This is a genomic window from Pseudomonas sp. ADAK18, from assembly GCF_012935695.1.
GTDB lineage: Bacteria > Pseudomonadota > Gammaproteobacteria > Pseudomonadales > Pseudomonadaceae > Aquipseudomonas.
Window position 1 is genome coordinate 5,456,512 of sequence record NZ_CP052859.1, and the last position, 20,439, is coordinate 5,476,950.

Annotated in this window: 15 protein-coding genes; 4 read left to right on the forward strand and 11 right to left on the reverse strand. The window is 62.2% G+C overall.

The features are described from left to right. Window positions 1-39 precede the first annotated feature (39 nt). The 11 genes from HKK55_RS24835 to tagH all read right to left on the reverse strand — a co-directional run bounded on the left by HKK55_RS24835 (window position 40) and on the right by tagH (window position 16,175). Entirely contained in the window at window positions 40-1,752 is a 1,713-nt protein-coding gene (locus HKK55_RS24835; protein ID WP_169357005.1) for an SUMF1/EgtB/PvdO family nonheme iron enzyme, read from the reverse strand. After that, on the reverse strand, window positions 1,745-2,944 hold the full coding sequence (locus tag HKK55_RS24840) for an ABC transporter permease (RefSeq protein WP_169357006.1): 1,200 nt from the start codon (window positions 2,942-2,944) through the stop codon (window positions 1,745-1,747). The genes HKK55_RS24835 and HKK55_RS24840 overlap by 8 nt, the downstream gene beginning before the upstream one ends. Then, the gene (locus HKK55_RS24845) at window positions 2,944-3,648 is read right to left on the reverse strand and encodes an ABC transporter ATP-binding protein (RefSeq protein WP_169357007.1); all 705 of its coding nucleotides are present in this window, start codon (window positions 3,646-3,648) and stop codon (window positions 2,944-2,946) included. Before HKK55_RS24845 ends, HKK55_RS24840 begins: the two co-directional genes overlap by 1 nt. Beyond that, window positions 3,648-6,683, reverse strand: a complete 3,036-nt coding sequence (locus HKK55_RS24850) for a serine/threonine-protein kinase (RefSeq protein WP_169357008.1) — start codon at window positions 6,681-6,683, stop codon at window positions 3,648-3,650. The genes HKK55_RS24845 and HKK55_RS24850 overlap by 1 nt, the downstream gene beginning before the upstream one ends. Next, window positions 6,680-7,411, reverse strand: coding sequence for a PP2C family serine/threonine-protein phosphatase (locus HKK55_RS24855; RefSeq protein WP_169357009.1), 732 nt, complete (start codon window positions 7,409-7,411; stop codon window positions 6,680-6,682). Before HKK55_RS24855 ends, HKK55_RS24850 begins: the two co-directional genes overlap by 4 nt. Further along, entirely contained in the window at window positions 7,412-8,065 is a 654-nt protein-coding gene (tagF, locus tag HKK55_RS24860; protein WP_169357010.1) for a type VI secretion system-associated protein TagF, read from the reverse strand. Beyond that, complete coding sequence (gene tssM, locus HKK55_RS24865; RefSeq protein WP_169357011.1) at window positions 8,062-11,565, reverse strand: type VI secretion system membrane subunit TssM; 3,504 nt, start codon at window positions 11,563-11,565, stop codon at window positions 8,062-8,064. Before tssM ends, tagF begins: the two co-directional genes overlap by 4 nt. Beyond that, window positions 11,562-12,860 carry a DotU family type VI secretion system protein gene (locus tag HKK55_RS24870; protein WP_169357012.1) on the reverse strand — a complete coding sequence of 433 codons (1,299 nt, stop codon included), beginning with the start codon at window positions 12,858-12,860 and terminating at the stop codon, window positions 11,562-11,564. Before HKK55_RS24870 ends, tssM begins: the two co-directional genes overlap by 4 nt. Window positions 12,861-12,866: 6 nt before the next feature. Then, window positions 12,867-14,201, reverse strand: coding sequence for a type VI secretion system baseplate subunit TssK (gene tssK, locus HKK55_RS24875; protein WP_169357013.1), 1,335 nt, complete (start codon window positions 14,199-14,201; stop codon window positions 12,867-12,869). A 15-nt stretch (window positions 14,202-14,216) separates the two neighbouring features. Beyond that, on the reverse strand, window positions 14,217-14,723 hold the full coding sequence (tssJ, locus tag HKK55_RS24880) for a type VI secretion system lipoprotein TssJ (protein ID WP_169357014.1): 507 nt from the start codon (window positions 14,721-14,723) through the stop codon (window positions 14,217-14,219). Window positions 14,724-14,786: 63 nt separating this feature from the next. Further along, entirely contained in the window at window positions 14,787-16,175 is a 1,389-nt protein-coding gene (gene tagH, locus HKK55_RS24885; protein WP_169357015.1) for a type VI secretion system-associated FHA domain protein TagH, read from the reverse strand. 403 nt (window positions 16,176-16,578) lie between these two features. On the opposite strand from tagH, the gene tssA reads away from it, so the two are divergent. The 4 genes from tssA to HKK55_RS24905 all read left to right on the forward strand — a co-directional run bounded on the left by tssA (window position 16,579) and on the right by HKK55_RS24905 (window position 20,314). Next, on the forward strand, window positions 16,579-17,598 hold the full coding sequence (gene tssA / locus HKK55_RS24890; protein WP_169357016.1) for a type VI secretion system protein TssA: 1,020 nt from the start codon (window positions 16,579-16,581) through the stop codon (window positions 17,596-17,598). 54 nt (window positions 17,599-17,652) lie between these two features. Further along, window positions 17,653-18,162: a type VI secretion system contractile sheath small subunit gene (gene tssB, locus HKK55_RS24895; RefSeq protein WP_169357017.1), complete on the forward strand. Its 510-nt coding sequence runs from the start codon at window positions 17,653-17,655 to the stop codon at window positions 18,160-18,162. A 15-nt stretch (window positions 18,163-18,177) separates the two neighbouring features. Further along, on the forward strand, window positions 18,178-19,671 hold the full coding sequence (gene tssC / locus HKK55_RS24900) for a type VI secretion system contractile sheath large subunit (protein WP_169357018.1): 1,494 nt from the start codon (window positions 18,178-18,180) through the stop codon (window positions 19,669-19,671). A 154-nt stretch (window positions 19,672-19,825) separates the two neighbouring features. Further along, window positions 19,826-20,314, forward strand: coding sequence for a type VI secretion system tube protein Hcp (locus HKK55_RS24905; protein ID WP_169357019.1), 489 nt, complete (start codon window positions 19,826-19,828; stop codon window positions 20,312-20,314). The last annotated feature ends 125 nt before the right edge of the window (window positions 20,315-20,439 follow it).

A 20,439-nucleotide genomic window follows, 5' to 3' on the forward strand; every position in this document is an offset into this window, starting at 1 on the left:
CCGCCTGAGTCCCTTCCAAGCTCGCTGTACAACCAACGGTCAAGACCGCTGACCGCTCGCTGCGAGCAATTCCTTCAATATCGTCGCCGGGTCGGCTCGCTGTTGTTTGCGATAGTTACCGACATGACGAACGAATAACGTTGCGCGCGTCACCAGGCTCTTACCCAGCACTGGCTTGCGATCCAACTCTTCCTTGATCCTTTGAAACTGCGCCTGAATCACTGCATCGGTGTAGCGCGTGCCAGTCGCCAGGTTATCAATATAGATCGCTACCGCGCCGTCCAGCGCGCTGCGTCCATTGTCGATCGCCATAGTGAACAGTTTCGCGCTGGCCTCGTCCTTGGCGTCCACGGCCTGTTGACGACTTTTCTGCAGATTGGTCAGGCGGATGTTGTAGTTGTTGATGGTCTCGGCCACCAGGGCGGAGGATTGAATCAGGTTGCCGGCGGCTTCCTCGCGTTGCTGGGCGATCAGCGAGACGTTGCGCTTGAGCTCTTCGTTGACCAGCCCCAACTCGGCTTGCAGGCGCGGATCGACGCTGGCAGCGATGATGCTGTCCAGGCGCTTGGTCGGGTCCTGGGCGTCGTCGATGGCGTCGGTCAGCGAAGCCAGCCGGCCTTCTTTCTGCCACTGGGCGAACAGCTCCTTGTAGCGCGAACGGGGCGCCGACAACGCACCAATTGCCACGCGAAAACCGGTGGTCTCGTTGCTTTGTTCGGTGCCATCCGCCGCGAACAACGGATACTCGCGACGCATGCCGGTGAACAGCGTGCCCTCGCCTTCGAGGTAATTGCCGCCCTTGACCACAAAACCGCCATAGGTGCCTTGACGGCGTCCGGCGTGAACCAGTTGGAATGACTCCTGAACCATCTCGGCGGCGTTGCCGATCACATCGAACATACCAATCGGGTTCGGCAGCTTGGTGCCGATGGGCATCAGCCGGGCCGCCTGGCCGGTGCCACCGGCGACCTGGTTGAACACCGCCCAATCCGCCAGCGGGCCGTCGCTTTCGCTGCCTTCGATACGTCGCGGGAAGAGTCGACCTTCCAAATCCTGACGGCTCACAGCCTGGCCACCACGCGCGGCAAACTCCCACTCCACTTCGGTTGGCAGCCGTACAAAGCCTAGCCCGCCATCTTCCGCCGACGCACCACGACCGCTGACCGGCAACAGCTCACGGTGATATTTCATCAGCCAGGCGCTGTACACCGCCGAGAAGCGCTCGGCCTCAAACCGCGACAACTTGACCTTGGGCAAGCGCCCGGCCAGGCCGGTGGGCGCATCGCACGCCGGGGCCGGCTCGCCGCTGGCCAGGGATTGGGCCTGGGACATAACCTGGGCATATTGACGGGCGGTGACTTCATACTTGCCGATGAAGTACAGCATCGGCTTGAGCGGGGTCTTGGCGTCGGTCTTGGGCATCAGCGGCGCAATGACCTTGTTCCAATCCGTGGGCAGGTCCTTGAGGGTGAACTGGCCGTTGATGAAGTCGCGGCGATAGCCAGAGATAAACGACTGCTGATAGCCCGCCTCGCCCTCGCTGAACGGGTAGCCGAGGCTGATTTCGCGGTCATCCAGGGTGCCCTGGGCCAGGACATAGGCGTAGCGGAACACCATGTTGCCTTCGCAGGGCAGCGGCAGGCTGACGTCATCCGCCAACGGCTTGGGGTTGTCCAGCTTATCGCTTGCCTCATCGGCCCAGGCCATCGAAGCCAGGCTCAGCGCCACGGCGGCGCCCAGTAACTTATACATCTCTGATTCCTTCAGACGCCTGGATACGCGCCACTCGCCAACCGCCACACGCCGCTGCCACGGCGCTGATACCAAGGATAGCCACCAGGGCCACACCGTAATGCTGCACCAGCAAGTGACTGGCGTATTCACCCGGCACCTGCACGAATAATTGATTCAAGCCTGATTCGGCCAAGCCGTACAGCCCGGCGCTGATCAGGGCTGCAAAACTCGCGCTGTAAAGCGCCTGCAACACCACAAACAACAACAGCCCGGCGGTGGAAAACCCCAACAGCCGCAGCACCGACAACTCCCGACGCTTGCGCGCCACCGACGCCAACGCGCCGGCGAAGATCGCCGCGAAGGCCCCGGCCAGAGCCAACCCGGCAATGATCCAGAACACGATCGACAGGTTGCGGCTCAGCGACTGCACCTGGGCGATGGTTTGGGCCTGGGTCGACACCAACAGGGTCTGCCCGGCAAAAAACACCCGCAACGGTTCGACGTCCGTAAGACTTCTGGCATACAGACGAAACGCCGGGTACACCCGTTGCTCGCTCACGCCCACCGCATCGCCTTCCCAGCCCAACGCCGGTACTGCACGACCATCCCGGTAATCTTCCGCCGCCTCCAGCAACCCCAGGGACGCAAACAAACCGTCCCGGGCGAACGCTTCCAGCGGCAATACATTCAACACCTGAACCCGGGTGCGCTGCGCCTCGACACGACCTGCCACCTGACGACCAAAACTGGCTTGCAGCCAATCACCGGCCTTGGCCCCGAGCTTCTCGGCAGCGGTGCGGCTGAGCACCACCTGGTCCAGGCCTTGAGGTATCGGCAAACCGACCAATAGCGGATCCTTGGCGGCGGTCGGCAACATCTCCACCGTCACCAGCGCCGAGCTGCCGACGGACAGATCCGCAGTGGCCGCAATCTGCCGCGTACGCGGCAAGGCAAACGCCACATCGCCACGCTGACTGAGCTGCTCGACAAATGCGCCACTGAATCGACCACCGCCCAGGGGAATGATTTCACGAGTGGCCGGGTCATTCTCCAAACGTTCAGTCAAACTGCTAACCAGTCCAAACTTCAGCCCAAATAACACCAGCAACGGTGCGATCACCGCCACCAACGCCAGCACCGAACACGCCGATAGCCAGGCATCGTTACGGTAATCCTGCCAGGCCAGGGAAGCCACCAGCGCGCCGCGCATCAGCAGACCTCCCCAAGCGTGGCGGTGACACCGCCGTCGGTGTCACGCCGGCAACTGATGCGCCGCACTGACAAGCCGCTGGCCCGGGCCAACGGTTCGTCATGAGTGGCGATCACACAACACGTGGCGTTTCCCCGGGCCTGGGCCAACAACGCCTGCATCACCCGTTCGGCGTTCAATGGATCGAGGGCGGCAGTAGGTTCATCCGCCAACAACAATTGCGGGCCGTGGGCCAAGGCACGCGCGCAACTCACCCGTTGGCGTTGGCCAACGGACAAGGCGGCCGGCTTTTTGGCCAACTGATCCGCGATCTCCAGTTGTTCAGCCAAACGCGTCACGCTGCCGTCATCCCTCAAACCCAGCAGTTTGCGGGACAGCGCAATGTTGCTGCGCACATCCAGAAAGCCCAACAGCCCGCCGGTTTGCAGCACATAGCCCAAGTGCCGGCTGCGTAAATTCGCCAGGACACTTTGCTGGTCGGCACGCCAAAGCCCGGCGATGTCGACGTTGTTGAAAGCAAACTGGCCCACCTGATCCGGCGCCAACACCAGCGCCAGCAAATCGAGCAACGTGCTTTTGCCGCAGCCACTGGGGCCGACGATCGCCAATTGCTCACCAGCGTTGAGGCGCAGCGCCGGAATCACCAGGCTATAGCGCTGGCTACCGACACCCCGGCTCTTGTGCACCGCGCTCAGGTTCAGCATTACGGCAGCGTCGACAATGGCACGCGGTACAACGCATCGCCCGGTTCGGCATCGCCGAAACGAACCCAGTTGGCCACATCGTTGTGGAAGGTTTCGTAGAGGCGAATTTTCGAATCCAGCTCGTCGATAAAGTCTTCCTGCTCGGCCACGCTCAACGACAACCACAAGTCCTGGGTCATGTTCAGCGACTTGCTGCGGTACGGCAGGCCTTCCAGGTATTCGCCGAGAATGCCGCCGTCGGCCAGGTTGCCGCCCTTGCGCAAGGCCGACGGGTCGCGGCTCATGTAAGCGCTGGCGCTGGCGATTTCCTGGAAGAAGTCTTTCGGCGATGTTTGGGTTTTGCGCGCCGCATCGACGATCAGTTTCAGCGATTGCTGCAAGTCGTTGAGCTGCAACTTGGTCAGCATCACGCACACCTGGAACGCCGGCAGCGCCGGGTTGGTCAGGTCACGGTCGGCGGTCCAGGCGCTGACCAGTTGCGGCGCCTGGCTCGCGGTTTTGCGGCCGAGGAAGTCCATGTGCATGGCGTAGCCAACGGCGGCCGATTTGTCCGCCAGGCTAGGCGCAGTACCCAACTGCGGCACCGGCTGCGGTGTGTTGCTGCGTACCTGATGCACGAGGTTGGCGAACACGCTGCCGATTTCGTCGACGCGCTCACCCAGCTTGTGGACATCGCCACCCGGCACCGGCGTGTACAAGTCGCCAATCTGCGGGTTGGCATCGGCGGTCAGGGTACGGTATTGGGTTTCGGCGCCAGCGTGGGTTTTCTTGCCGACGTCAGTGCGCAGGTGCAGGGCGTAGATCTTGATTTGCTTGCCCAGGGCGGCCTGGCGCACTTCGGCTTCGTTCATTTGGGTGGTGGCGTACGGGTCGTTCTTGCGCAGCGCACCGGCGTCGGTGACCAGCAGGATCAGCCGCCCGCCATAACCCGACCAGTCCATGCCCTCTACCGCTTGCATCACCCCGGCAAACGCGTCTTCGTTGAACGAGTGGCTGGACACGGTCGACGCCTTGACCTGCCGCGCCATGTCGAGGAAACGTTGCGGGTCGCGGCCCTGGTCGAGGGTGATCAGGGTCTTGGCCACGTACTCCAGGCCCGGGGTTTTCTTGATGCTGTTGCGAAAGCCGACCATGCCGAAGCTCACGCTGTCCAGCTCGCCACGCTCGGCGATACGCGTTTGCAACTCGTGCACCACGTCACGAATCTGGTCGATGTAGGGCTGCATCGAAACGGTCGTGTCCACCACCAACACCACAGCGGTACGGAAGGAGTCGGCGTTGGCACTCAGCACCGGCGTCGCCGCCTTGGCCACGGTTTGCGGCGTGCTGCCAGGGTCGATGGAGGCGACGTTGAGCAACTGCACCGGCTGGCCGTTCTCATCGAGGCTCTCCTTGGAGTCGAAGATCGGCAGCAGGTAGAACTGGTTTTGCGGCACGGCGCTGGCAGCAGGCTCCAGGGCCAACACCTGCTGATTGTCCTCGCTGTTTTTCTGCGCCTTGAGCAGCAGGTTTTTCGCGGCGCCAGGGTCAGACAGGAGTTTTTCCACTTCGCTGGATTGGCGCAGGAACATCACCGGTGCCCGGCCCGAACGCTCGGTGAACTTGAGCACCAGGCTCTGCTTCCAGTCACTGACCTGCGAGGCCGGCAGCCAGCCGTCACTGCGCCCGTCGGTGGCGGCGCCAATGCGCAACCACGGGCTGCCGTTGACGTCCTTGCGCTGGTAAACGTAGAGCACGGAAAACGCCGGCAAAACCTTGCCCGCCGCACCGCCCGCATCATTGGACAGTTTTGCGCCAGGCTTGCTGAGCACCCGCTGGAACAAGGTTTTCTTGCCGGCCATCAGCAATGGACGCTGACCGCCATCCGCATCAACCACCACCGGCTGAGTCACGGCAGGCGGAGCCTTGACTGTCGGTGTATTGACCGCAGGCGTCTTGGGCACCGACACCGTTGGCGGCGCGGCAGGTTTATCGTCGCTCAACCACCAGTAACTCGCACCACCGATGGCAAGCGCCACCGCCACAGCCACTGCGGCCAGAGCCAGCACGGGCCCACGGTTTTGCGTGGAGACCGCCGAATGCTGCGTCGCAGTGACCACCGGTTTGCGCACCGGCTGAGGTTGCGACTGGGCTTGAGGCGTATGGGTAGGAATCTCGATGGACACCGGAGTCAGGCCCGCCAGGTCGCTGCTCACCGGAATGGGCATGACCGCCGGCCGAATCAGCGTCGCTTCTACCGCTTCCTTGGGCAATTGATCCAACGCCAGCAGCAGGGCTGCCGCATCCGGGAAACGCTCCGCCGGGTCCTTGGCCAACAGCTTGCGCAACACGCCTTGATAGCGGCCATGGTGCACCGGCAGTTCCGGCAGCGGCTCGGTGAGGTGCGCCAACGCGGTGGAAAGTGCGTCGGTCCCGGTATAGGGCAGCTTGCCCACCAGGATTTCGTAAAGCACCACGCCCAACGCGTACAGGTCGGCGCGGCCATCAATGTCCTGGCCCCGCGCCTGTTCCGGGCTCATGTAGCTTGGGGTGCCGACGGCAAATCCGGCCTGAGTGAACTGGGTGCGATCATCCAGGGACTTGGCAATACCGAAGTCCGACAGCACAGCGGTGCCATCGGCGCGAAAGAGGATGTTGGCCGGTTTGACGTCACGGTGCACCAAGCCTTGGGCATGGGCATAGCCCAGTGCCGAGGCGATCTGGCGGATATAGACCAACCCCTGTTCCGGCGTCAGGCCAGAGGCGATGCGCTCCTTGAGGGTGCCGTTGGGCAGGTACTCCATGGCCATGTAATACAGCTCACCGACGTTGCCGATGTCATGGATGGTCACGGTGTGCGGATGGGACAGCCGCGCCAGCGTCTTGCCCTCGCGCAGGAAGCGTTCGCAGAAACTCGGATCAGCGGCCAGCGCCGCCGCCATGATTTTCAGCGCTACCTTGCGTTCCAGGGAACGCTGGGTGGCCAGGTAGACGTTGGCCATGGCGCCTTCGCCAATCTCGCCCTCGATGTCGAAACCGGGAATGACGATGTTCATGACGACACCTTCACGACAATGGCCGTGATGTTATCCGGCGCCCCACGGTTAAGCCCCAGGTGCACCAGACTGCGCACGATCTCGTCCGGCTCGTCATGGCTCAGCACTTCGCGAATCTCATGGTCCTCGACAGTCTTGTTCAACCCATCGCTGCACAGCAGGTAACTGTCGCCGTGGGCAATCAATAGGTCGACCGACGACAACTCCAACTGCGCCTCCACACCAACCGCGCGGGTGACGATATTGGCCCGTGGATGCACGCGGGCATCGGCTTCGCTGAGCAGGCCGCTGTCTTGCAGGTCCTGCACATAGCTGTGGTCGCGGGAGATGCTTTCCAGTACGCCATCGCGCAGGCGATACAGGCGACTGTCACCCGCCCACAGGCACACACCGCGCAAGCCTCGGGTGGCGAGAAGCACCACGGTGCTGCCCATCATGGTCACACCGCGGTTGGCGGTTTCTTCGCGCACCGCGCCATTGACCCGGATCAGGTCCGTGCGCAACGTCGCCGCGTATTCATCCAGCGACCGTCCCGCCGTAATACCCCGCAAGCTGTCGACAATCAGGCTGCTGACGTAATCGCCCGCCGCGTGCCCGCCCATGCCGTCGGCGACTACCCACAAGCCGTTTTCCGGCAGGTCCAGGCAGGCGTCTTCGTTGACCTGGCGGACCATGCCAACGTGGCTCTTGCTCGCGGATTTAAAGGTGACGCCTTGGGTGGACCGCATCTACACAACACCTTCTTGTCCGAGCAAAAATTGCGCAAAGTCGCCGGCGGCAGGCAAGCCCTGACACCGCATTAAACCAGGAGAAATTCGTTCCGAACCACGGCCCCACCACAGGCTTGCACCTTCGCAAGCCTGCTCCGCCAACACCGTCATACGCGCTTGCGGGTCGGTGGCGATAAAGCGTTGCAAACCGGCGAAGCGACTGCCCAGGGTGCGCGTCTGACATGCCGGAGCGCCGAGGGCTTCGAGCCCGTCACTGAAACCTTCGAAACTCGCCTCGACATCCAGCGTGCCCAACAGCAACTCTTCCACCTGTTCAAACCAGGCATCCGGGCCACCGATGACTGACGCAGGGTCCGTGTCGTGATCCAACAGCGCAGCGACCGTCAGCGGAAAATAGCGCCCTACCCGGTCGATACTCGGCATCACCACACCCACGGCCGCGTCCGGCCCGCACACACCCGGCGCCAGCACAAAGCGCCACAACGGACTGACCAGGTACACGTTCAACCATTCGGCACCGAGGCTGGTCTGGCTGGCGAGCAAACCCGAGGCCAGCCAACTGTCCCACGGGCCGATAAAGCTTTGTGGCAAGGCGCGGCTGACAAAGTCCCCGCGACTGGCCAACTTGCCGTAGAAACCCACCGTCGTCATAGCCGCTCCGGCAGGCTGAAACCACTGAGCACGCGGCTTCTGAACGGGTTGAAGGCACTGTTGGCCCGCAACTCGTAGGAGATGCTCGCGCCATCGACCCGCAACCGCAGGTTGAAGCGGTCCGGCGAGTTGCCGGCGGTCAGGTCTGATTGCTCCAACAGGCGAAACCAGGCCCATGGACCGTCCAAGGTGATGCCGGAGCGGCCGGTGGCCGATGGCGGCATGATGGAAATCCGTACCACACCGATACTGCCGGGGTTGGGCCACTGCATCGCGACCGGCCGGGCCGGGCCGTGGTCGTAGCTCAGTTGCTGGCCATCCAGGTCCAGCAGGAACTGAGTGATGGTCGCGTCCATCGCCACCGGCTTGAGCTCGAAACGCACAATCGGTTGAGTGCCACCGGAGCGGAAAAACGCATCACGAATGGTCGCCGCACGCTGAAAGGTCTGCAATATCCCTGGCGAGATCCCCAGTTTCTGCGCGGCACCCGGCTGCCAGCGCCAGGTCTGCGCTGAGGTGTCGACGTAAGGCTGCAGGTATTTACGGAAGTAGTTATCCATCACCCCGCCCACGCCGAAGAACTGACCGAAGTCATCCAGCGTCGCGTCTCGGGCACTGCCGGGGGACATCGGGTAACGCCCAGCCAGAGACTGGCGATAGACGTTGACCACTTCACTGACCCAGGCCGCGTTCAGTTGATTGCGCACCCCGCCCATCATGCTGTTAGTGGTGGAGTTGACCACCGACTTGACCATGCCCTGTACCAGCGGCGGCTGGCGTTCGGCATTCAGGCTGACGCGGGTGGCGGCAGCAGAAGCCTGGTTCTTGGCTTCGCCGAGCAAGGCATCGCCACTGGCTCCGACCATGGCGCTGACCTGCACATACAGCGCATTCATGTCGGCCAGCAGCCCGTCGATGGCCGCTGGTTCACCTTCGTTCTTGGCGACGATGCTGTTGAGCTCGGCAAAGTGCGCGGTCACCGGATCATCGCTGGCAGCCGGTGCGTTGGTCGAGGGCAACTCATCCTGACCCAGCAGGTTGCCCAGGCGCGTCTTGAGTTTGTCGACGCCACCTTCCACTGGCGCACCCTTGGCGGCCAGCAAGCGTTCTTCCTGTTGCAGGTCGGTTTCCTTGGCCACCGCCACCAGCAGCTTTTTCAGAGGCGAGGTGGGACCGGAAATCACCCGCAGCACGTCAGCTGCCTGGGCCACGCTGGTGATCGGCACGAAGTCGATGTCCGCCAGCAAGGCATCCCACTGGCGCTGATAGTCCTGGAAGTACAGACGGCGCACGTCAGCGGCGAGGCTGACAACGTTCTGCTGATCGGCCTGCTCCTGGCCCAGCACCCATTGCTCTTCAGCCAGGGTACCGGTCTGGTTCAAGCTGCTGAGCAGGAACGCCTGGCGATAGCCCTTGGCGGTGAAGAAACCGCTCAAAGGCTCACCCAGCGGCTTGCCACTCTTGCGACTGAACACCAGCGCGGCATCGCGGCCAGCAGCTTCGTTGATGCGAAAGTCCGGGATACCGTCCGGCAGCTTCTGACGTTTGACCCGGTCGTACACGCGCTGGGCCACCGGCAGTTGTTGCAGTTGCCGACGCAAGTCGTCGATCAGGCGCGGGTCCAGGCGTGCGCTGGGCGGATGGCGTTCGAACAGCGACTGCAAGTGCCCGGTCAGTGCCTGGCGCTGATCGGCCGGCAGGTCACGCGGCAGGTTGCGGTCCCAGTCCAGGGCGATCCAGGCCTTGATGAAGTCTGGGTCGTAATGCTCGTTATCGGCGAGCATCAGGTAAGCCTTCAAGCCCTCGTAGAGGAAGTCGGAATTGCCGCCACCGTGCAGTTGCTCTTCGATACGCGTCACCAATCGTGGCGCGAACACCGCGATCAACAGCTTGCGGTAGACGCTTCCGGACTCGGCTTCGAGCATGTCGCCCTGATACAGACCCAGGCCTTCGGACCAACTCGGTGAATCACCGGCGAGGTTCTTCACGGCGTTAAGCAGCGGCAACACGGCGAGAACTTCCCGTTGCGCCGGGCTGAGGTTCTGCACGGTCTGGCCCAGGGGCGCGACCTTCTGGTCCACCTGGGCGATGTACGCCTGGTTGGCGCGATAACTCACCCACCACAACGTGCCCACCACCAACACCACGGCCACGGTGGCGGCCAAGACACCGCGGGCAATCCACTTGCGTCGACGCTCGACCTTGGGGTTGACCCCCACCAGGCCCCGCTCGGCAAACGCCACAGCGTTAAACAGTTTCTCGATGAAGTAACTGCGCCCGGTGCCGCTCTGGCGCGCCAGGTGTTGGCGGTCCAGGTTCATGCTCTGGGCCATGGCTCCGATCAAGCGGTCAATCGGGCTGCCTTCCTGGGTACCACTGGTGAAGTACACGCCACGCAACAACACACGCTCTTCAAAGGCATTGGGCTTGAACACGCCTTCGAGGAAGCTCTGCAGGCAGTCTTTCAAGGCACCGAACTGTTGCGGGAAGCCGTAGATCAGGTCGCGCCGCGCCGGGTCACGCTCCTGTTGCAGGCGTTCCACTAACCGCTCGTTCAAGCGCTGCTCCAGGCCGGCGAATTCGCTTTGCAGATTCGCCAGGGGGCTGTCGCTGTTTTTGCCGTCGTCCAGGGCGAAGGTCATGCCCCAGACCTGAGCACGCTCTTCCTTGCTCAGGTTGTCGAAAAACTCCATGAAGCCCGGCACCAGGTCGAGCTTGGTCAGCATCAGGTAGATCGGGAAACGCACACCCAATTGGGTGTACAGCTCCTGGATACGCAGACGGATTGCCGCCGCATGGGCAGCACGCTCGGCGTCGCTGCCCAGCAGCAAGTCAGAGAGGCTGATGGCGATGAACGCACCGTCAATCGGGCGCCGCGAACGCTGCTTTTTCAGCAGATCGAGAAAGCCCAGCCAGGCAGCTTTATCCACCGTGGAATTGCTGTCCTGGGTGGTGTAGCGGCCAGCGGTGTCGAGCAACACGGCCTGATCGGTGAACCACCAATCGCAGTTGCGGGTACCACCGACGCCACGCACGGCACCGGCGCCCAATTGCGCGGCCAGCGGGAAATGCAGGCCCGAGTTGACCAACGCGGTGGTCTTGCCCGAACCCGGCGGGCCGATGATCACGTACCACGGCAGCTCATAGAGATTGCGGCGTTCGTCACCGCCCAGCTTGGCCTTTTTCAACAGGACCAGTGCTTCGTCCATGCGCTGGCGCAAGGTTGCCAGCTCTTCGGCGGTGGCGACGCTGGCCGGATCCGGTGGGGTTTCCGCAGCCAGGCTGCGCATCACTTCAGCGGCCTGACGGCGCGCCTGGATAATGCGGAAAACTCGGTAGGCGATCCACACCGCGAACACCAGAATGATCAGCGCCCAGCGCCGCCCTTCCGGTACCAGAAACTCGAGCAATGGCCCGACAAACCAGATGATCAGGCTCAGGGCGATCAGGCCCAGCAACGGGATCACCCAGCGAATCACAAAACTGAAAAACGCCTTCACTCGACGCCCTCCGCCAATACGGTGATTTCAACCCGACGATTGCGGGCACGGCCTTCGGCTGTGGCGTTGGTCGCCACCGGCTCGGTGTCGCTGCGGCCCTCGGCACTGAAGCGATCCGGCTGGCCGGTCTTGGCTGCCAGAATCTGCAACACCGACTTGGCTCGCGCCTCGGACAGCGCCCAGTTGGACGGGAAACGCAGGGTGGCAATCGGGCGGTTATCGCTGTGGCCGGTGATCCGCACCTGGCCCTTGACCTTGCGGATAGCGTCAGCAATACGCAGCATCAGCGGCTGGAAATCGTCGACGATGCTGGAGCTGGCCGAGGCGAACAGTTCATCGCCACGGATGGTCACCACCGAACGGTCGACGGCATCTTCCACCGCCACGCGACCGGCCTTGATGTCTTCGACGAGGAAGCCCGCCAGACGTGGTCGCTCGACGATTTTCGGCTGCACCACCGGCCGGTCGATGGCCTGCACCGGAATCTCACCCAGGGCATGAATGTTCTTGAACACCGGTTCGGCATCCGACGCCAGCTTCATCCGCAAGCCGAACAGCAACGCCAACAACAACGCCACGCCGATGGCCACGGCGATCCATGGCGGCATGAATTGCGCCAGGCGGTCGCGCGCCACGGTGACGCCACGCCAATGGGGCGACAATTCGCGCTCATGTTCGCCACGGGCACTGCGGATCGCAGCCGCAGTACGTTCGCGCAGGGCTTCCAACTGGCTGCGACCGTCGTTCATCACCCGGTAGCGGCCTTCGAAACCCAGGCACATACACAAGTACAACAACTCCAGCAGATACAGACGCTCCCGTGGGCTTTGCAGGCAGTGATCCAGCAACTGGAAGACTTTCTCGCCGCCCCAGGCTTCGTTGTGCACGGTGATCAACAGGCTTTGCTTGCCCCAGTCACTGGCACTGCCCCACGGCGTGCTCAGTACCGCTTCATCGAGGGCAGTGCACAACGCGTAACGGGCCAGCAGCACTTCGTTGCGGGCTACGCCAGCGGCCTCGGCGCGCTCTTCGAACTGGCGCAAGTAGGCCAGCAACTGTGCCCGCAGGCTCGACGGCGCCGGATGGGAAATGGTGTTGCGCAGCCGCGTCAGCAAGGCCAGCAGCGGGCCGGCGGCGCTTTCCAGTGGGTTCAAGCCTTCTGCTTTGCCCGTCAGGACGGGTGCGGCGGGCATCGAAAGCGGCGCGGCAGCCGCCGGTTCTGCGCGGTTGGGCTCTGGCGCACGGCCACCCGGACGCGGCATAAACTGGGTGCGGTCATCATCATTGGGATGCATCGCGGATTATCCTCGGATGGCCCAGAACGCCAGGTTCAACCCCGGGAACTGACCGGCAATGTGGAAGGCAAAACCACCGGAGTTGCTCAACTGCTGCCAGTGCTCGCTGCCCCGATCCAGTTCGTAATAGGTGGAGCCGGCGTGGTACGGAATCTGCCGTGGCGCCACCGGCAGCGGCAGCAGGCCAATGCCTGGCAACTGCAGGTTGACCAGGTCGCGGATGTGCTCCACCGAACCGACCTTGCTCTGCTGCGCAAAGCGCCCACGCAGGGTTTCGCCGGGGACGTCGGCACGTACCACCAGGATGAAGCTGGCGGTATCGATCAGGGTCTTGTCGGCCAACATCGCCACGTGCACGCCGTAGGCTTTCTCGACAATCGGGATCGGCGTGGCCTTGCTGTCGATCAGCATCGACAACGCCTCACGCAGGGCCTGCATCACCGGGACGAAGCTCAGGGCCAGGTCGTCGTGCTGGTATTGCGGGTATTCCTGAGGACGGCGACCGGAGGTGGAGAACGTTGAGAACTCACCGGCCAGGCTCACCAGCTCACTGAAGAAACGCTCCGGGTGCAGCGGGCTCAACTGGCTCAAATGCTGGATCAGCGGCTGGGCACGGTTGACCAGTTGCAGCAGCATGAAGTCGGCAATCTCCGAAGCGCCACCGGCGCCCGACGCCACCACGCGCCCGGCGAGGGCTTCGCCACGCTGGTGCAGCAGGCCGAGCAGTTCGCTGCGAAACGCCGTCAGCGGTTTGCTGGCGACCACGTCCAAGACCGGCGGGATGTAACTGTCGTCGAGTACCAGGGCACGGTCGGCGCGCTTTTCCTTGACCCGCACCAGGCCGATGGCGGCGTAGTCACTGACGCCCTCCTGAGCGGTCAGCAAGCGCAAGGCACGGGAGCCGACGGCCACCGGCGCACGGTTTTCGAATGGGGCGTTGTCGTCCCGCACTTCCCGCACATGGCTGACGTAGCGAGCAGCGCCAAGGGTTTCGCCTTCATCAACGGTGTCGCGGGCGCCCGCGCGCTTGAGGGGCAAGGCCAGGTAGATCAGGCCGTCGCGCAGGTTGTCGTCGATATTCAACGGGCTGGGCGCCAGGTCATCCTGAGGGATATTGAACGGTGTGCCATCCGGCAACAGGCCCCGGGCCGAAACGATAGCCAGCTTGCCCTGGGCCAACAGGCCTTGATCGATCAGCAATTCGGAGAAGCCCCAGGCACCCGCCGACAACGGGCGGCTGCGAGCGTCAATCAGGTTTTCCAGGTAACGGTCATGCTGCTGAAAGTGCTGCGTTCCGATGAACATGCCTTCCGACCAGACCACGCGATTGTTCCAGGACATGGGGGCTCCGATTGCTTATTGGGCAGGGCTGGATGGGGAAACCACGACGTCGGCGCGCACGGCACGAACATCAAGGCTGATCTGGTATTCGGTGTACTGGCGCGCCGGGACAGTGAGCACCGTGCGCCACTGCGCGCGGTCCAGCTCGCGATAGCCCACCAGCAAGCCGATCTGACGGGTGGCCGGGTCCAGGTCACGCTTGATGCTCAGTTGCTGGTCGGGCTGGATCATGACTTCGTCCTGGTCGAGCAGGTCCAGGCCGAGGGTCGACTGGGCGCGGTCGGCCAGGGCGAAATAGTCGGAGCGGCTGAACGTCGCGGCGTTTTTCAGCTCGAAAATCCTCACCCGCACCGGTGCCGGCTGGCCGTTGGCACCGGGGTTGAGGCCGGCAATAGCATGGAAGTGCAGCTCGATGGCAGCGGTGTCCGCTTCAGCCTCGGCGGCTTCGGGTTTGGCGGCATCCTTGGCACACGCCGTCAGCAGCAGCGCGGTGGCGGCTACGAGTAAAAACCTGGGAATCATCCTGTGTCCTCAATGACTGCTTAGCTGTCCGTTGTTTCATTTTTTGTTATTCGACAACGCCACTCAGGGGCGACGCTGTCGTGCGCTGTGCTCTTCGTAGGCACGGCTGAATTCACGCCCGAACAAGTCCTGGAAATCCTCCTGGGCCTCACGGGAAATATTGCTGTAGAGCTCGGTGAACTGCTGCCAATACTGAGCCTGGCGCGAACCGTTGAAAATACTCGAGAGCCCGGCGGGCTTGCCCATGCGCTCTTCCAGTTGTGTGGGTTCAAAGCGCGTGAGCAGGTGCTTGATGGCCGCCTCGACGCCGGCCATTACCGCCAATTGATGAGCGCGCAGGTCATTGAAACTGTCACGCACCGCCAAATCCGGCGCCATAAACGCCTGGTTGCCGTGACGCAGCAACAGCAGTAATGCCTCATCGGCATTGGGCGCGAATTTCAACGGGTTGTTTTCCACCGGCTGAATCATCGTCTGCTGCATGCGGAACTCGCCCTTGAGGCTGCTGCGGGCACGCAACACGTCAATCAGGCCCTCGACCATCAGCCGGTAGCTGCGACCGATGCTTTCCATCTGCGCTTCAGCCTGGGCCTTGTCCAGGCGCAGTTGATCAATCCCTGCGCCACGCAAGAAGGCTTGCAGCAGGTCAGGCTGGTTGCTGTCGGCCACTGGTTGCGGGCGCTCGACGACGGGCGGCTCGATGACCGGCGGCGTTGATGGCGTTGGCGGCGGCGGTGTTGGTGGCGGCTCAGGCGTCGGGATCGATACCGGCGTGGGCGCACTGACCACGGGCGCAGGCGTGTCACCAAATAGATCCCAGTCGTCGGGAATCACCGAACCCGAGGCGACAGGCGGCGCAAGCGGTTCAACCACTGGCAACGGCGTGGGCGGGCGGAAGTCATGCTGCTGCGCCGGCACATGATCAGGCTGGGTGGCAGGCGGTACGGTGGTGGGCGTCAGGAAGTCGAACAGGTCCGGCAGGGTGTCCATCGAAGACGCACCCTGGAACTGCGGCGCGATCACCGGGGTTGGCATCGGCGTGTTCACGACGGCGCCCTGGCGCCCCATCAGGGCCTCGAAGCTGTTCGACGAATCGCCAGCAAAGGGTTGGCTTTCAGTGACTTGCAGTTTGAAATCGATGCGCGCCTGGATTTCGTAATCACCGATGCGGATCAGTTCGCCGTCTTCCAGCAGCTCACTACTGCCTCGGCGCAAACGAATGCCAGACTTGACCAACTCAACGCCATTGGTGCTGTTGTCGGTTAAGTAGTAACGGCCATCTTTGTATTGAATAACGCAATGTTGCGCGGAAACCAGACGCTCAGGGTCGGGCAATACCCAGTCATTTTCAGAACTGCGGCCAATTGCCATCGCTCCCTGGTCCATGGACTTTTCAGGGCATTGACCAGGGGTAATCTTGTGATAACTAGTGATAGTCAAACACAGCGACATCGTGCCTCCTTGCTGATACTTCGCGCACGGTCGACCCAAGGGAAGGTAACCCCTCGCGTTTCCCGACAGATGGTGCTAACAACCATCAAAAGCCTGTTTTATCAGCATGATCGCTGATCTTACTCGGCTCTTGTGACAAAAACCCCGTGTCAGGGCCTGCTTCGACCCAACGGTCGTGGGGGTTGCTAAGCACTGCACATCTGTCACACAGGGTGAATAGCTTACCTTGACAAGCCATAAGTACTACACCAAAAATGCACAACTTCTTGAATACCAATGATGGCACTTTAGAATCGAAGTGTTTATATACCAAGAAAGCATGCCAATTACGCGTGAGTATTACTTTCGCAACTAAGGCATGAACTGCCCGCACGCAAGCAGGCTGATAGGGAGATCGAACTCAGTGGATGTGCCTTTGCTGCTCGCCGCCGTTTCCGCGACTTCGCCATGTGGTGAAGACCTGGAATATGACGCGGCTTATTTGCAACTTGAGCGAGACGCTCAAGGCCAGCCTGAGCGCAGCATGGGCGACTCGATCCTGCCCGCTGAACCGCCAGAATGGCGCAGCATCCAGCAGCAGAGCCTGGACCTGCTGCAACGCAGCAAAGACCTGCGCATCACCCACTTCCTGCTGCAAAGCTCCCTGGCCCTGCAAGGTGTTACAGGACTGGCCACCGTCCTCACGCTGATCAACGAACTGCTGCGCCAGTACTGGACCGAGTTGCATCCGCGCCTGGATGCCGATGACGACAACGATCCCACCGTCCGCATCAACGCCCTCGCGGGTCTGACGTCCGATGACACCATCCGTCTGCTGCGCGAAAGCATGCTTACCCGCTCAAGGGCTTTCGGCCCCGTCAGCCTGCGCGCCGCCCTCAATGCCAGCGGCCTGCAAAGTTTCCCCGGTGAAAACCTCGGTGCCGAACAGTTGGCCGGCGCCTTCCTCGACAGCGATGTCGAGCAGTTGAACGCCACCCGTGCCGCCTTGAACGAAGCCCGCGCCGCCTGCGAATCCATCGAGCAGCAGGTCAGCGACCAAGTCGGTTCCGCCCAGGGCGTGGACCTCGGCCCGTTAAAGCACCCACTCAAACAAGCCTTGCAGGTCTTGGCGCAATACGCGCCGCACGGCGAAGGCAGCAGCGATCCCGAAGCCGTCAGTGACGACAGCGCCGCCCCGGTCGAACACGCCGCTGCCCCCGCTGCACCGCGCAACAACGGCGACATCGCCAACCGTGATGAAGTCCTGCGCAGCCTGGACCGCATCCTCGCGTACTACACCCGCCACGAGCCTTCCAGCCCGCTGCCGGTGCTGTTGAACCGGGCAAAAAATCTGGTGCACGCGGACTTCGCGGCCATCGTGCGCAACCTGATACCTGATGGCATGTCCCAATTTGAAAACCTGCGTGGACCGGACGGCGAATAAACGTCTGTACCGCGCAGTAACAACACCGTCGCTCAAGCGACCAGGAGCAGCAACGTGGCGAAGCAAAGTTCTCAGAAATTCATCGCGCGCAACCGTGCGCCTCGGGTGCAGATCGAGTACGACGTCGAGCTCTACGGCGCCGAGAAAAAGGTCCAGCTGCCCTTCGTCATGGGTGTCATGGCCGATCTCGCCGGCAAGCCGGCCGAGCCGCTGGCAGCCGTCGCCGACCGCAAGTTCCTTGAAGTGGACGTCGACAACTTCGACTCCCGCCTCAAGGCCATGCAGCCCCGCGTCGCGTTCCACGTGCCTAACGAGCTGACCGGCGAAGGCAACCTGAGCCTGGACATCACCTTTGAAAGCATGGACGACTTCAGCCCGGCCGCTGTGGCCCGCAAGGTCGACTCGCTGAACAAGCTGCTCGAAGCCCGCACTCAACTGGCCAACCTGCTGACCTACATGGACGGCAAGACCGGCGCCGAAGAAATCATCATGAAAGCGATCAAGGACCCGGCATTGCTCCAGGCACTTGCCAGTGCACCGAAGCCCGCCGAGCCCAAGGCTTAATCAGGACGAATGATCATGACCGATACAGCCCGCGAAGGCGCACAGAACCTGGGCGCCACCGAAGAAACCAGCGAGTTCGCTTCGCTGCTGCTGCAAGAATTCAAACCCAAGACCGAGCGCGCCCGTGAAGCGGTAGAAACCGCCGTGCGCACCTTGGCCGAGCAGGCCCTGGCGCAGACTGACCTGGTGTCCAACGACGCCATCAAGTCGATCGAATCGATTATTGCCGCCATCGACGCCAAGCTCACCGCCCAGGTCAATCAGGTCATTCACCACCCGGACTTCCAGCAACTGGAAAGCGCTTGGCGTGGCCTGCACTACTTGGTCAGCAACACCGAGAGCGATGAGCAGCTGAAGATTCGCGTGCTCAATATCTCCAAACCCGAACTGCACAAGACCCTGAAGAAATTCAAGGGCACCGCGTGGGACCAGAGCCCGATCTTCAAGAAGATGTACGAAGAAGAATACGGCCAGTTCGGCGGCGAACCTTACGGTTGCCTGGTGGGCGACTACTACTTCGACCAGTCGCCTCCCGACGTAGAGCTGTTGGGCGAACTGTCGAAAGTCTGCGCCGCCATGCACTCACCGTTCATTGCTGCCGCTTCGCCGACCGTGATGGGCATGGGCTCGTGGCAGGAACTGTCGAACCCGCGCGACCTGACCAAGATCTTCACCACTCCGGAATACGCCGGCTGGCGCTCGCTGCGTGAATCGGAAGACTCGCGCTACATCGGCCTGACCATGCCGCGCTTCCTGGCGCGTCTGCCATACGGCGCCAAGACCGACCCGGTGGAAGCCTTCGCCTTCGAAGAAAACACCGACGGCGCTGACAGCTCCAAATACACCTGGGCCAACGCCGCGTACGCAATGGCGGTGAACATCAACCGTTCGTTCAAACACTACGGCTGGTGCTCGCGCATCCGCGGTGTGGAGTCCGGCGGTGAAGTGGAAAACCTGCCCGCCCACACGTTCCCTACCGATGACGGTGGCGTGGACATGAAGTGCCCGACCGAAATCGCCATCAGTGACCGCCGTGAAGCGGAACTGGCGAAGAACGGTTTCATGCCACTGCTGCACAAGAAAAACACCGACTTCGCCGCGTTCATCGGCGCCCAGTCGTTGCAGAAACCGGCCGAATACGACGACCCGGACGCCACCGCCAACGCCAACCTGGCCGCACGCCTGCCGTACCTGTTCGCCACCTGCCGTTTCGCTCACTACTTGAAGTGCATCGTGCGCGACAAGATCGGTTCCTTCAAAGAGAAGGACGAAATGCAGCGTTGGTTGCAGGACTGGATCCTCAACTACGTTGACGGTGACCCGGCGCACTCCACCGAAACCACCAAGGCCCAGCACCCGTTGGCTGCCGCCGAAGTGATCGTGGAAGACGTCGAAGGCAACCCGGGGTATTACAACTCCAAGTTCTACCTGCGTCCGCACTATCAGCTCGAAGGGCTGACGGTGTCGCTGCGGTTGGTATCGAAGCTGCCTTCGGCCAAAAGCGCGTAAATAGCTGTTGATCTTGCTCTTCTGTGGGAGCCGGGCTTGCCCGCGGTGGCATCACTGCGCAGTCTGCTGACAGACCGCGTCGTGTGCATCGCGGGCAAGCCCGACTCCCACATAAAAACCAAATACAGTGGCTGAGACCACACAGGGAGTTAACATGGCTGTTGATATTTTCATCAAGATCGGTGACATCAAGGGCGAGTCCCAGGACAAGGCCCACAAGGACGAAATCGACGTTCTGAACTGGAGCTGGGGCATGTCCCAATCCGGCAACATGCACGTGGGCGGTGGCGGTGGCGCGGGCAAGGTGAATATCCAGGACCTGTCGCTGACCAAGTACGTCGACAAGGCCTCGCCTAACCTGATGATGCACTGCGCCAGCGGCAAGCACATCGACAAGGTGACCCTGACCGTGCGCAAGGCCGGCGGTGAAAGCCAGGTCGAGTACATGATCATCAACCTGGAAGAAGTGCTGGTCACTTCCCTGAGCACCGGTGGCTCGGGTAGCGATGATCGCCTGACCGAAAACGTCACGCTGAACTTCGCCCAGGTGATGGTGGATTACCAGCCGCAGAAAGCTGACGGCACCAAGGACGGCGGCGCGATCAAGTTTGGCTGGAACATCCGTTCCAACACCAAACGCTGATCTGCCCTGCCCTGTAACCCTTACTCCGTAGCAGCTGTCGAGTGAAACGAGGCTGCGTTCGACTGCGAAGCAGTCGTAAAACAAGCACCGAGATTTATCAAATAGATCCAGGTGTTCGGTTTGCG

What these genes read in the sequence shown, in the direction of transcription:
- HKK55_RS24835 (WP_169357005.1), bottom strand. Translation starts at nt 1,752, where the DNA reads ATGTATAAGTTACTGGGCGCCGCCGTGGCGCTGAGCCTGGCTTCGATG.
- HKK55_RS24840 (WP_169357006.1), bottom strand. Translation starts at nt 2,944, where the DNA reads ATGCGCGGCGCGCTGGTGGCTTCCCTGGCCTGGCAGGATTACCGTAAC.
- HKK55_RS24845 (WP_169357007.1), bottom strand. Translation starts at nt 3,648, where the DNA reads ATGCTGAACCTGAGCGCGGTGCACAAGAGCCGGGGTGTCGGTAGCCAG.
- HKK55_RS24850 (WP_169357008.1), bottom strand. Translation starts at nt 6,683, where the DNA reads ATGAACATCGTCATTCCCGGTTTCGACATCGAGGGCGAGATTGGCGAA.
- HKK55_RS24855 (WP_169357009.1), bottom strand. Translation starts at nt 7,411, where the DNA reads ATGCGGTCCACCCAAGGCGTCACCTTTAAATCCGCGAGCAAGAGCCAC.
- tagF (WP_169357010.1), bottom strand. Translation starts at nt 8,065, where the DNA reads ATGACGACGGTGGGTTTCTACGGCAAGTTGGCCAGTCGCGGGGACTTT.
- HKK55_RS24870 (WP_169357012.1), bottom strand. Translation starts at nt 12,860, where the DNA reads ATGCATCCCAATGATGATGACCGCACCCAGTTTATGCCGCGTCCGGGT.
- tssK (WP_169357013.1), bottom strand. Translation starts at nt 14,201, where the DNA reads ATGTCCTGGAACAATCGCGTGGTCTGGTCGGAAGGCATGTTCATCGGA.
- tssJ (WP_169357014.1), bottom strand. Translation starts at nt 14,723, where the DNA reads ATGATTCCCAGGTTTTTACTCGTAGCCGCCACCGCGCTGCTGCTGACG.
- tagH (WP_169357015.1), bottom strand. Translation starts at nt 16,175, where the DNA reads ATGTCGCTGTGTTTGACTATCACTAGTTATCACAAGATTACCCCTGGT.
- tssC (WP_169357018.1), top strand. Translation starts at nt 18,178, where the DNA reads ATGACCGATACAGCCCGCGAAGGCGCACAGAACCTGGGCGCCACCGAA.
- HKK55_RS24905 (WP_169357019.1), top strand. Translation starts at nt 19,826, where the DNA reads ATGGCTGTTGATATTTTCATCAAGATCGGTGACATCAAGGGCGAGTCC.